At 66.4% G+C, this 11,656-nt stretch carries 11 protein-coding genes; 8 read left to right on the top strand and 3 right to left on the bottom strand.

Annotation, left to right across the window (positions count from 1 at the left end):
- Positions 1–16 precede the first annotated feature (16 nt).
- Genes QF040_RS23885 through QF040_RS23875 form a run of 3 tightly spaced genes read left to right on the top strand, consistent with a single transcriptional unit; the run spans position 17 to position 3,200 of the window.
- Complete coding sequence (locus QF040_RS23885) at positions 17–1,819, top strand: ArnT family glycosyltransferase (protein ID WP_429613101.1); 1,803 nt, start codon at positions 17–19, stop codon at positions 1,817–1,819.
- Positions 1,816–2,814, top strand: a complete 999-nt coding sequence (locus QF040_RS23880; protein ID WP_429613100.1) for a glycosyltransferase — start codon at positions 1,816–1,818, stop codon at positions 2,812–2,814. Before QF040_RS23885 ends, QF040_RS23880 begins: the two co-directional genes overlap by 4 nt.
- Positions 2,811–3,200, top strand: coding sequence for a GtrA family protein (locus tag QF040_RS23875; protein WP_429613099.1), 390 nt, complete (start codon positions 2,811–2,813; stop codon positions 3,198–3,200). The genes QF040_RS23880 and QF040_RS23875 overlap by 4 nt, the downstream gene beginning before the upstream one ends.
- A gap of 144 nt (positions 3,201–3,344) precedes the next feature.
- On the opposite strand, the gene QF040_RS23870 is transcribed toward QF040_RS23875, so the two are convergent.
- From QF040_RS23870 to QF040_RS23860, 3 genes are read right to left on the bottom strand one after another with little or no spacing between them, the layout of a single operon-like run.
- Positions 3,345–4,544, bottom strand: coding sequence for an amidohydrolase family protein (locus tag QF040_RS23870; RefSeq protein WP_257865064.1), 1,200 nt, complete (start codon positions 4,542–4,544; stop codon positions 3,345–3,347).
- Positions 4,490–5,275 (bottom strand): TetR family transcriptional regulator, encoded by a 786-nt coding sequence (locus QF040_RS23865; RefSeq protein ID WP_429613098.1) that lies wholly within the window; start codon positions 5,273–5,275, stop codon positions 4,490–4,492. The genes QF040_RS23870 and QF040_RS23865 overlap by 55 nt, the downstream gene beginning before the upstream one ends.
- A 21-nt stretch (positions 5,276–5,296) precedes the next feature.
- A complete protein-coding gene (locus QF040_RS23860) occupies positions 5,297–6,070 on the bottom strand; it encodes a ferredoxin--NADP reductase (RefSeq protein WP_130426483.1) in 774 nt (257 codons plus the stop codon).
- A 316-nt stretch (positions 6,071–6,386) separates the two neighbouring features.
- On the opposite strand from QF040_RS23860, the gene QF040_RS23855 reads away from it, so the two are divergent.
- The 5 genes from QF040_RS23855 to QF040_RS23835 all read left to right on the top strand — a co-directional run bounded on the left by QF040_RS23855 (position 6,387) and on the right by QF040_RS23835 (position 11,594).
- Positions 6,387–8,012 (top strand): 6-hydroxynicotinate reductase, encoded by a 1,626-nt coding sequence (locus QF040_RS23855; protein ID WP_429613097.1) that lies wholly within the window; start codon positions 6,387–6,389, stop codon positions 8,010–8,012.
- A 109-nt stretch (positions 8,013–8,121) separates the two neighbouring features.
- A complete protein-coding gene (locus tag QF040_RS23850) occupies positions 8,122–9,030 on the top strand; it encodes a UPF0280 family protein (RefSeq protein WP_429613096.1) in 909 nt (302 codons plus the stop codon).
- Positions 9,031–9,050: 20 nt separating this feature from the next.
- Positions 9,051–9,692 carry an amino acid synthesis family protein gene (locus QF040_RS23845; protein ID WP_429613095.1) on the top strand — a complete coding sequence of 214 codons (642 nt, stop codon included), beginning with the start codon at positions 9,051–9,053 and terminating at the stop codon, positions 9,690–9,692.
- 46 nt (positions 9,693–9,738) lie between these two features.
- Entirely contained in the window at positions 9,739–10,323 is a 585-nt protein-coding gene (locus tag QF040_RS23840; RefSeq protein WP_013538679.1) for an amino acid synthesis family protein, read from the top strand.
- A gap of 65 nt (positions 10,324–10,388) precedes the next feature.
- Positions 10,389–11,594, top strand: coding sequence for an ABC transporter substrate-binding protein (locus QF040_RS23835; protein WP_429613094.1), 1,206 nt, complete (start codon positions 10,389–10,391; stop codon positions 11,592–11,594).
- The last annotated feature ends 62 nt before the right edge of the window (positions 11,595–11,656 follow it).

Here is an 11,656-nt window from a genome sequence, read left to right as displayed (position 1 = left end):
TGTTATTCAGAAGCTGATGTTTGCAGCCGCGCACTACGCGGCACTCGTGGTTTTCGTCGTCAGCTGCTGGGGGTGGGGTCGCGGCGTGCTGGCTCGCCTGGCGCCGCCGTCGCGGCGCGATGGCTGGCTCGAAGCCGCGCTGGCGGTTGCGCTCGGCGTCGGGCTCTTCATCTGTGCGTTTCAGGTGTTGGCGATCTTCGGTGTGTTCAAGCTCGGCGCCACGCTGGCGGTGATTGCGGCGGGCGTCGTCGTCGCCGCGCTGCAGTTGCCCGCGTGGCTGCGCGAGCGGCGCGCCCTGAACGCGAGCGCCGTCGCCGTGCCGTGGACCTACTTCGACCGCATCGCGATGGTCGCGCTGGTGCTTGTCGCGCTGCCCGCACTGATCGCGCCGCTCGCACCGCCGGCTGCCTTCGACGAGCTGATGTACCACCTGCCCTATGCGCGCGAAGTCGCGCAGCAGGGCTCGCTCGGTATCCACAAGTGGCTGCGCTACCCCTGGTTTCCGTACAACTACAACCTGCTCTACGCCGCCGCCCTGCAGGTGGGCGACGACGTGCTGCCGCACTTCCTGAACGCGCTGGCGGGCGGGCTCTCGGTGGTGATGATCTATCGCCTCGGGATGCTCCACGCCAACCGGCTCACCGCCTGCATCGGCGCGGCGATCTGGCTGGGGCTCGGCGACTACTCGAACGCGCTGATCGACATGGGCGTGGCGCTCTTCGTGCTCACGGCCTGCGTGTCGCTGTGGTGGTGGCGCGAATCGCAACCCGTGCACAGCGGCATGCGCTGGCTTGGCCTTGCCGCCTTCTGCCTCGGCGTGGCCGCGGGCTCCAAGTACCAGGCGCTGGTCTTCATGCCGCTGGTGGCTCTCTTCGTCGTGTGGCACGAGCGCCGGCCCAAGGCCTGGGCGCTGGCGCTCGTCTGCTTCCTGATTCCGTGCATCTACTGGTATGCACGCAACGCCGTCATGACCGGCGATCCGTTCAACCCGATCGGCGCGCGCGTGTTCGGCTTCAGCGAGTGGATTCCGGCCGACTACGTGCAGCAACTCGCCGACGTGCGCGATCACGCCGAGATGCCGAACGCGCTGATCTGGTCGGTGTTCCTCGCGCCTTTCGGTGTGTTGTGGAAGCGCTCCGCCGCCGTGCGTGCCGCGGGCTGGTTCTGCTTCTATTCGCTGGCCGTGTGGGTCGTGACCTCGCGTTATCCGCGCTATCTGACGGCCTCGTTCCCTCTCCTTGCGATGACGGCGGCCATCGGCTGGCAGGTGCTGTTCGGCTGGATTGCAGCGGGCGTGCGCCGCGTTTTCGGCATGAAGGCGGCCGCCGCGGAAGGCGTGCCCGAGCTCACCAACCGGCGCAGCGCGGCCCGCATCGGCGACTGGGTCGTGGTGTTGCTCCTGGCCGTGCTGGCGGCCGTGTCGGTGCGGCAGACCGCAGGCAAGGTCGCGATGATCTCGCCCACGCCCGAGACGCGCGAAGCGTTCCTGCGCAAGCACGTGCCGGGCTATGCGGTGATGGATTACCTGCGCCGCAACCCGACCGGCCGCGTCTACCAGATCGCATTGAACGAGGCGATCTACTACGGCCCGAACCCGATCTGGGGCGATACGCTCGGCCCGTGGCGCTATGCCGACTTCCTGCTGCTGCCGCCCGGCGACATGGCGAACAAGCTCGCCAAGCTGGGCTTTACCGCCATCGTCATGCCCGACCACCTGGCACCGACGCTCGCGACCCGCGCCGGTTTCGACACCCACTTCACCCCGCTGTTCGCGCAAGATGGCAGCCGGGCCTACCGAATCCTTCCGACCGCACCATGAACGACGTTGACGACGCCGCCGACACCGTGAGCCGACGAAGCGCCGCGCCGCGCATTGCCGCGGTGATTCCGTGCTTCAACGAAGCGCTGGCCATCCGCCAGGTGGTCGAGGGCTTCCGCGCCTCGCTGCCGGCGGATGCCGAGATCCACGTGTTCGACAACAACTCGACCGACGACACGGCCGCCGTCGCGCGCGCGGCCGGCGCCATCGTCACGCACGTGGCGGCGCCGGGCAAGGGCAACGTGGTGCGGCGCATGTTCGCCGACGTGGAGGCCGACATCTACGTGATGGTCGACGGCGACGCCACCTACGAGACCGCCGCCGCGCCGCGCCTCATCCAGCGGCTGATCGACGGCAACCTCGACATGGTGGTGGGCAACCGCATCGACGACGGGCAGAACGCGCTCACTTATCGCGCCGGCCATCGCCTCGGCAACCGCATGCTCACCGGCGCGGTGGTGCAGCTGTTCGGCGGCGGCCTCACCGACATGCTCTCGGGCTACCGCGTGTTCTCGCGGCGCTATGCGAAGTCGTTCCCGGCGCTGTCGCGCGGTTTCGAGATCGAGACCGAGCTCACGGTGCACGCGCTGGAACTGCGCATGCCCTGGGCCGAGGAAAGCACCGCCTACAGCACGCGTCCCGAAGGTTCGCACAGCAAGCTGTCCACCTACCGCGACGGCTGGCGCATCCTCAAGACCATCTGCAAGCTCTTCGTGAGCGAGCGGCCGCTGCAGTTCTTCTCGATCATTGCGGCGTTGCTCGCGTTGGGCGCGATCACGCTGGTGGTGCCGCTCGTGGTCACCTACATGCACACCGGCCTGGTGCCCCGGCTCCCGACGGCGGTGCTGGCCACCGGCGCGATGCTGGGCGCGATGCTGTCGATGGTGTGCGGCGTGGTGATGCACGCGGTGACGCTCGGGCGCAGGGAGGCCAAGCGGCTGCGCTACCTGGCGATTCCCGGCGTGCGCAACTGCAGCTCCAACGCGCCGCGATGAAGCTGGGGCGGGAGTTCCTGTCGTTCGCCGTGGTCGGCGCGGCGGGCTTCGTGGTCGATGTGGCGGTGCTGTACCTGACGGCGCCGCTGCTGGGCTGGTATGGCGCGCGGGTGCTGTCTTTCCTGGCGGCTGCTACCGCGACTTGGGCATTGAACCGGCGCTATACGTTCAGTGCGCGGAGCTCCAACGACTCCATGCTGCGCGAGTACCTTGGCTACCTCGTGACCATGCTGGGCGGCGCCGTCGTCAACTACGGTGCGTATGTGCTCGTGTTGCATTGGGTCACGGGTCCGTGGGCGCCGGCGGCCGGCGTGGCGCTGGGCAGCTGCGCGGGACTGGTGGTGAACTTCCTGTCGGCGCGGTATCTGGTGTTTCGCGCGAAGTAGGATTCCCGTCTTGCTCCCTCTCCCCTCGGGGAGAGGGTTGGGGTGAGGGTCTGCGGCGCTCGCGAATGCGGTGCTTGTGCGAAGGTCGAGGCCCTCACCCTAGCCCTCTCCCGCAGGCGGGAGAGGAGACAAGACCGGTGCTGCTCAGTGCGCGCCTGACACCACCACCGGAATCTCCGTCGCAGGCGGCGTGTTGCGGCTGCGACCGCAGCGCACGATGCCGTCGATCATCACCATGCCCACGCCCGGGATGTCGCCCAGCTGCACGCTTTCGAGCAGGCCCGGTGCGGGCGAATGTTGCGCGCGGTCCATGAAGACGAAGTCGGCATCGCGGCCCACTTCGATCAGGCCGCAGTTGAGCTTGCGGATCTTCGCCGTGTTGCCGGTCGCGAAGCAGAACACCAGCTCGGCCGGGATGTTCGCGATGGACGACAGCATCGCCACCATGCGCAGGATGCCCAGCGGCTGCACGCCCGAGCCCGCGGGGCCGTCGGTGCCGAGGATCACGCGGTGCGGACACTTCAACTCCAGCGCTGCCTTGGCCGCCGCGATGGCGACCTTCTCGTTGCCGTTGTGCACGATCTCTATCGCGCGCGAGCTCTTCTCGCACAGCTCGCACACATGCGCCTCGGGCAGCGAGGTGTGGCCGCCGTTGATGTGGCCGATGATGTCTGCGTCGGCTTCGAGCACCACGTCCTTGTCGATCAGGCCCGAGCCAGGGATCGACGGGCCGCCCGTGTGGATCGTGCTCTGGATGCCGTACTTGCGTGCCCACGCCACCATTTCCTTGGCTTCGTAGCCGGCCTTCACCGAGCCCAGGCCCACTTCGCCCAACAGGCCCACGCCGGCTTCGGCGAGTTCCTTGAAGTCGCTCTCGACCATGCCCTTTTCGATGACTGGTGCACCGGCCAGCACCTTCACGCCGCCCGGGCGGAAGTTGTCGAACGCACGCTGCGCGGTGATGGCCAACGCCTTCAGGCCCACGATGTCCTTGGGGCGCCCCGGCAGGTGCACCTCGCCCGCCGAGATCATGGTGGTCACGCCGCCGTGCATCGTCGAATCGATCCAGCCGATCTGGCCCTGGCGCGGCGTCCAGTCGCCGAACACCGGGTGCACGTGGCTGTCGATGAGGCCGGGTGCGACGCAGGTTTTCTTCGCGTCGATGACGGTCTTCGCGCCTTCGAGGTCGCAGTCCTTTTCCTTGCCGACCGCGACGATCAGGCCGTCGTTCACAACGATGGTGTCGGCATCCAGGATGGGCTTGTCGATGTCGCCCGAGAGCAGCAGCCCTATGTTCTTGATGACGACCTTGCCCGACTTTGCGCCGGCTGCGATTTCTGCCATTTCGTGGTGTCCTCGTCGTGGGGTGGGGTGTTGTCTTGTTCGGTGATGTCGTCCGCGCGCACGGTGCGCAGCAGGGTCTCGATCACGAAGTTTTCCCAGTGCGTGATCGCCTCCGGCGACTCCAGCGGCTCGCCGAGGAAGGCGGTGAGCGTGTGGCGGTTGGAGGTGTAGAAATAACCGGTGGACGCGATCAGCAGGTAGATGTCGCGCGCCACCAGGTCCTTGCGAAACAGGCCCTGCGCCGAGCCGCTCGCGAGGATTTCCGCAATGATTGCCACTGCTCGCGACGAATACTCGCGCGCCCTGAGCGACTTGGAGATGTGCCGGCCCTTGTGCAGGTTCTCGGTGTTCAAGAGCGTCACGAACTCGGGGTTCTTGCGGTAGTAGCCGAGCACGAAGCGGATGACTTCGGTGAGCGCCTCCACCGGGCGCGAGGCGTCGAGCGCGATGGCGGCCTCGGCATCGTCCATGCGCTGGTAGATGCCTTCGAGCACCGCGATGAAGAGACCTTCCTTGCTGCCGAAGTAGTAATAGATCATCCGGTCGTACGACTTGGCAGCCTTGGAGATCTTCTCCACGCTGCCGCCGTCGTAGCCGTACTTGGCGAACACCTTGGTCGCCGACTTCAGGATGCTGTCGCGCGTAGCCTGGGCGGCCGCCTCGCGCACGCCGGTGCGGCGCTGGGGCTTGGTTGCCTTGCTTGTTTTCGAAGCGGTGCGGCTGTCGGCCATCGTGCGCGCGGCGTCTCTGGCTTACTTCTCGGCGAAGGCGCGTTCGACGACGAAGTCGCCGGGCGTCGAGGTGTTGCCTTCCTTGAAGCCGCGCTTCTCCAGGATGTGCTTCAGGTCCACCAAGAGGCCGGGGCTGCCGCACAGCATGACGCGGTCTTCCTCGACATTGAGTGGCGGCAGGCCCAGGTCGTCGGTGAGCTTGTTGCTCTCGATCAGGTCGGTGATGCGGCCCTGGTTGCGGAACTCTTCGCGCGTGACGGTCGGGTAGTAGAGCAACTGCTTCTCGATCATCTCGCCCAGGATCTCGTGCTTGGGCAGGTGATCGGTCACGAGGTCGTGATAGGCCAGCTCGTCGACCTGGCGCACGCCGTGCACCAGGATGACCTGCTCGAACTTCTCGTAGGTGTCCGGGTCGCGGATGATGCTCATGAACGGTGCGAGGCCGGTGCCCGTGCCGAAGAGGTACAGGCGCTTGGCGGGCAGCGTGTAGTCGATCAGCAGCGTGCCCGTGGGCTTGCGGCCCACGATGATGGTGTCGCCCACCTGGATGTGCTGCAGCTTCGAGGTGAGCGGGCCTTCTTCCACCTTGATGCTCAGGAACTCCAGGTGCTCCTCGTAGTTCGGGCTCACGATGCTGTAGGCGCGCAGCAGGGGCTTGTTGTTGACCTTCAGGCCGATCATCGTGAAATGACCGTTCGAGAAGCGCAGCGCCGGGTCGCGCGTGGTGGTGAAGGTGAACAGGCGGTCGGTCCAGTGGTGGACGCTCAGGACGCGTTCTTCGCTGAATGCACTCATACGGAACTCAAGAGTTGGTTGGTAACAGGGGAGGGGCTGGCTGAGCCGCGGATGCACACCCTTGGGGCATGACCGCCGGCCGGCTGCGAACCCTCCATTGTCGTTGGTCGTAAAAACCCCGATGAACACCGCGAGAAAACACCATTGCAAGCATCGGGCCTGTTTGCTACATTGATCTTCAATGTAGTGATTGCAACATGAAAGTGTAGGGAATGCTACACAAACGGCAGGCGGCGCACAAGCGGGCAGACGGCACGTTTGTTGCAAACCTCACCGGACCGATTGCCCCATACAGACAGCCCACGAGATCGCCCCGATGACCGAACACACCAAGACAGACGGATTGCCCGGCATGGATATGCCGGTGGTCGCCGAAGCCGGCGCGAGCGCCTTCGGCAAGGCGCCGCCGCGCAACGAGAAGATGAGCACTGCCAAGGTCGAGTGCAACGCGTGTCCGGTGCTTTGCCAGATTTCCGACGGCCGCACCGGCGCCTGCGACCGCTATGCGAACCGCGAAGGCGTGCTGGTGCGCGTCGACCCCGTCGTGCTGCTGCGCCGCGAGATCGCGAGCGAGGCGCCCACGCTGGTGCCTTTCGACCGCCCGGCCGCCGACAAGAGCGAAGTGATCGAAGCGGGCGCCCCCGACTGGAACGGCGACCTGCTGCACGCAGACGAAGTCTTCGTCACCGGCGTGGGCTCTTCCACCACCTACCCCGACTACAAGCCTGCCCCCTTCATCGTGGCCTCGAAAGCCCAGGGCGTGGACATGGTCACCGTCGTCACCGAGGGCATCTTCAGCTATTGCAGCTTCAAGGTGAAGATCGACACCGACCGTTTCCTCGGCTCCGAGCAGGCCAACGTGCGCTACCGCGGCGAGGTCGTGGGCCACGTCACCACGGCCGAATACGGCTCGCAGATGCTGTCGCTCGGCGGCGTGCACCACCTCACCGGCGGCAGCAAGAAGGAAGGCCGCATGACGGCCGAGCTGATGCAGTTCCTGGGCAACAAGAAGGCGGTGGAGTGCACCATCGACGGCGGCTCCACGCTCGTGATCCAGGCCGGCAAGGCGCCCATCGTCAACGGCGTGGAAGAGCAGCGCATGCGCGTGGGCTGCGGCTCCGCGGCGGTCGGCATCTTCGCGCGCCAGTTCGCGGGCGTGGCCGACGAGGTGGTGGTGGTCGACGACCACATCACCGGTGTGCTCACCGAGCACCAGGCCGGCCGGTGCCTCGACATGGCGCCTTCGGGCATCCAGATGCTGGGTCGCAAGTCCACGCCGGGGCGCTACTTCCAGGTGGCGAATCCGGGGAACGGCTGGGGCGGCACCGACATCGCCGATCCGCTCGCGATCATCGAAGGCTGGGAAGAGGGAGTCGCGCGCCCGGGTCTGCGATTGCTCATGACCTCGACCACCGGAGAGCACGCGCAGTGGTACGTGCTGGACGACGCGCTGAAGCCCGTCGAACAGGAGATGCCCGCCGAAGTGAAGCGCATCGTCGACCGCATCGGCGAGAACTGCGAGCCCTCGCTGTGCACCGTGCTGTTCCTCGGCGGCGCCGGCGGCAGCCTGCGTGCGGGCGTGACCGAAAACCCGGTGCTGCTGACGCGCGCGATCAAGCGTGCGCTGGTCAACGTCACCTGCGGCGGCGCGCCGGCTTATGTATGGCCCGGCGGCGGCATCACCGTGATGGCCGATGTCATGCGCATGCCCGACAACAGCTTCGGCACCGTGCCCACGCCGGCCATCGTCGCGCCCATCGAATTCAGCATGCGGCGCACCGACTACGAGGCGCTCGGCGGCCACATGGAACACATCTTCTCGCTCGAACAGGCGCTCGCGCGCGGGGCATGGCAGGAAGACGGCGCGCCGCTCGCGCGCCAATGGCTCGCGATGGACGCGGCCAACCCGTGGCCACTCGGCCACGCACCCATGCTGGGCTGAAAGAAATGTCAGCCCCCCGGCTTTTCATTCGCTGCGCTCATGTAACTCCACCCCCCGGGGGGGAGGCGCGGCGCGCCTTGGGGCGGCCCGGCGGCGGCCGCAATGTCGTATGACGGCATCTCGTCGTGCGCTGGACGGCGGTCGCTGGCACTTCAACCACGGCCCGATCGACATCGTGGCCGAGGCGCACGGCGATCCGTACGCCGTCGCGGCCGCGCACGATGCGGCCTGGGTGCGCTTCGGCCATGTGCTCGACGAGTTGGTGCGCGAACTGCCGCTCTTGCGTTTGCCGGTGACCGACAAGCTGCGCCCGCGCGGTGTCGTTGGTCAGCGCATGTGGGACGCGTGCGCCGCGTTCTCGCCGATGTTCATCACGCCGATGGCCGCCGTAGCCGGTTCGGTGGCGCAGGAGCTCATCGCGTTTTACGACCGCCCCGGCATCGAGCGCGCCTGGATCAACAACGGCGGCGACATCGCGGTGCACCTCGCGCCTGGTCAGTCCGCGCGCGTGGGCGTGTTCGCCGACATCGCGCGCTTCGACTGGCGCGACCACAGCAACAGCATCCTCACCACTGACGGCCAGTTCGAACTGCATGCGGACGAGCCCGTGCGCGGCGTCGCCACCAGCGGCTGGCGCGGCCGCAGCTTCTCGCTGGGCATCGCCGACAGCGTGACGGTCCTGGCCGCCACGGCAGCACAGGCCGATGCGGCGGCGACAGTGATCGCCAACGCCGTCGATGTCGACGACGCCCTCATCCAGCGCAAGCCCGCAAGCGAATGCAAGGATGACAGCGACTTGGGTGACACCCTCGTCACCATCGATGTGCCGCCGCTCGCACCATCGCAGGTGAAAAGCGCACTCGATACGGGCGCGATCTGCGCCAAGGTCCTGCAAAAAGGGGGGCTCGTCTGGGCCGTTCTACTCGTTTGCCAGGGGCAGTTCCGACTTGTCGAGCCCTTATGCTCGAAGTCGCTGCAGACCGTGCTGCCGAAATCACTTGGTTCAGTATTTGCTTAACGAAAGCAAGGTTCTTTTTCATGATCGATATCCGCCGCGTCTTCACCCATGTCGAGCACATCCACCACGAGTTCGGACCGCGTGCCGACATCCCGTTGGTGCGCGGTGCGATCGGCGCGGTGCTGACCAATCCTTTCGCCGGCCGCTATGAGCCCGACATCCTGCCGATGATGGCGCTGCTCGATCCCGTCGGCGTGGACATGGCGCACCAGCTGCACGCCGCGATGGACGTGCCGCTCGAGCAGATTTCCACCTACGGCAAGGGCGCCATCGTCGGCGCTGACGGCGAACTGGAGCACGGTGCGCTCTGGCACGTGCCCGGCGGCTACGCGATGCGCGAGCTGCTCGGCTGGAAGGGCAGCCGCGTGGCCTACACCGCAGGCATTGCTGAAGAGAAAAAAGGCCAGCCCGGCAATGCGCTTTCCATCGTGCCCTCGACCAAGAAGGTCGGCCCACCCGGCGCCGCGCTGGACGTGCCGCTCACCAACATCAATGCGAGCTATGTGCGCGGCCAGTTCGATGCCATCGAAGTGAGCGTGCCCGGCGCGCCGGCGGCCGACGAGATCGTCTTCATTCTCGCGATGAGCACCGGCTACCGCGTGCACGCCCGCGTCGGCGGTCTGCTCGCGAAAGACATCAGCAAGTGGGACGGCCTGCGCTGAGCCCGCGCACGCAGAAACAAGAGACAAGACAAGGAACACCCAGAACATGACCGCCAACATCCGCAAGCTCGTCATCCAGGTCGATGAAGTCCGCAAGGAAATGGGGCAAGACGTGACGCCGCCCACGCGCCGCGCCGTCGCCATTGCCGTGATCGAGAACCCGTACGCCGGCCGCTACAGCGAGAACCTCGATGAGCTCATCGCCATCGGCGAAGAGCTCGGCGCGCTGCTCGGCCAGAAGGCCGTGAAGGCGCTCGGCATCGAGCCCGGCCAGGCGCAGAGCTATGGCAAGGCCGCCATCGTCGGCGAGCGCGGCGAACTCGAGCATGCGGCTGCGATCCTGCATCCCAAGCTCGGTGCGCCGCTGCGCGTGGCGGTCGAGAAGGGCGCGGCGCTCGTGCCTTCGGCCAAGAAGCAAGGCACGCTCGGCACCGCCATCGACGTGCCGCTCGGCCATAAAGACGCCGCCTTCGTGCGCAGCCATTTCGACGCCATCGAGGCCCGCGTGTCCGATGCGCCGCGCGCCAACGAAATCGTCGTCGCCGTGGCCGTCACCGACAGCGGCCGTCCGCTGCCGCGCATCGGCGGGCTGCAGGCCAGCGAGATCAAGGGAGAAGACGGTCTTCGCTGATCGATTCGCCTTCTCGCCATCACCACGCACACGTGTTTTCTGTTCGAACCCCTAGGAGCTTCCCGATGAATCCATTGCGCCTTGCCTTCTGCGCCGCTTCCGTCGTCACGCTGGCCACAGCCCTTGTCCCCGCGCATGCGCAGGGCGTGATCAAGATCGGCGAAATCAACAGCTACAAGGCGCAACCCGCCTTCCTCGAGCCCTACAAGAAGGGCATGGAACTGGCGGTCGACGAGATCAACGCCAAGGGCGGCATCAACGGCAAGAAGATCGAGCTCATCAGCCGCGACGACAACGCCAACCCCGGCGACGCGGTGCGCGTGGCCGAGGAGCTCATCTCGCGCGAGAAGATCGACGTGCTGGCCGGCGCGTTCCTGTCGAACACGGGCTTGGCGCTCACCGACTTCGCCAAGCAAAAGAAATTCTTCTACCTCGCTGCCGAGCCGCTCACCGACAAGATCGTCTGGAGCAACGGCAACAAGTACACCTACCGCCTGCGCCCCTCGACCTACATGCAGGTAGCGATGCTGGTGCCCGAGGCCGCCAAGCTCAAGAAGAAGCGCTGGGCGATCGTGTACCCCAACTACGAATACGGCCAGTCGTCGGCCGCAACCTTCAAGACGCTGCTGAAGGCCGCGCAGCCCGATGTCGAGTTCGTCACCGAACAGGCCCCGCCGCTGGGCAAGGTCGATTCGGGCAGCGTGGTGCAGGCGCTGGCCGATGCCAAGCCCGACGCGATCTTCAACGTGCTCTTCGGCGCCGACCTTTCCAAGTTCGTGCGCGAAGGCAACACGCGCGGCCTCTTCAAGGACCGCGAAGTGGTGAGCGTGCTGACCGGCGAGCCCGAGTACCTCGACCCGCTGAAGGACGAAGCGCCCAACGGCTGGATCGTGACCGGCTACCCGTGGAACGGCGTGAAGACGCCCGAGCACAAGGCCTTCCTCGATGCCTACCAGGCCAAGTTCAAGGACTATCCGCGCCTGGGCTCGGTGGTCGGCTACAGCGCAATCCACTCGATCGCCGCGGGCATCAAGAAGGCCGGCGGCACCGACACCGAAAAGCTCATCGCGGCCTTCAAGGGCCTGCAGGTCGACACCCCCTTCGGCAAGATCAACTACCGCGCGCAGGACAACCAGTCCACCATGGGCGCGTATGTCGGCAAGACCAAGAACGACGGCGGCAAGGGCGTGATGGTCGACTACGTGTACCTCGACGGTGCCAAGTTCCAGCCTTCGGATGACGAAGTGAAAAAGATGCGCCCCGCAGACTGATTGCGCGGCTCCTGCAACGCGCCTGTCGCCGCTGATCGAGCGGGGCTGGGCGCGGTGTCTCC

Origin of the sequence: Variovorax sp. W2I14 (assembly GCF_050435205.1) — a bacterium.
GTDB lineage: Bacteria > Pseudomonadota > Gammaproteobacteria > Burkholderiales > Burkholderiaceae_C > Variovorax > Variovorax paradoxus_C.
The sequence above is the reverse complement of the archived record's forward strand: the minus strand, read 5'-3'. Positions and strand labels throughout refer to the sequence as shown.

Coding starts and splice junctions, on each gene's coding strand:
- QF040_RS23885 (WP_429613101.1), top strand. CDS start 17: ATGTTTGCAGCCGCGCACTACGCGGCACTCGTGGTTTTCGTCGTCAGC.
- QF040_RS23880 (WP_429613100.1), top strand. CDS start 1,816: ATGAACGACGTTGACGACGCCGCCGACACCGTGAGCCGACGAAGCGCC.
- QF040_RS23875 (WP_429613099.1), top strand. CDS start 2,811: ATGAAGCTGGGGCGGGAGTTCCTGTCGTTCGCCGTGGTCGGCGCGGCG.
- QF040_RS23860 (WP_130426483.1), bottom strand. CDS start 6,070: ATGAGTGCATTCAGCGAAGAACGCGTCCTGAGCGTCCACCACTGGACC.
- QF040_RS23865 (WP_429613098.1), bottom strand. CDS start 5,275: ATGGCCGACAGCCGCACCGCTTCGAAAACAAGCAAGGCAACCAAGCCC.
- QF040_RS23840 (WP_013538679.1), top strand. CDS start 9,739: ATGACCGCCAACATCCGCAAGCTCGTCATCCAGGTCGATGAAGTCCGC.
- QF040_RS23850 (WP_429613096.1), top strand. CDS start 8,122: ATGACGGCATCTCGTCGTGCGCTGGACGGCGGTCGCTGGCACTTCAAC.
- QF040_RS23855 (WP_429613097.1), top strand. CDS start 6,387: ATGACCGAACACACCAAGACAGACGGATTGCCCGGCATGGATATGCCG.
- QF040_RS23870 (WP_257865064.1), bottom strand. CDS start 4,544: ATGGCAGAAATCGCAGCCGGCGCAAAGTCGGGCAAGGTCGTCATCAAG.
- QF040_RS23835 (WP_429613094.1), top strand. CDS start 10,389: ATGAATCCATTGCGCCTTGCCTTCTGCGCCGCTTCCGTCGTCACGCTG.
- QF040_RS23845 (WP_429613095.1), top strand. CDS start 9,051: ATGATCGATATCCGCCGCGTCTTCACCCATGTCGAGCACATCCACCAC.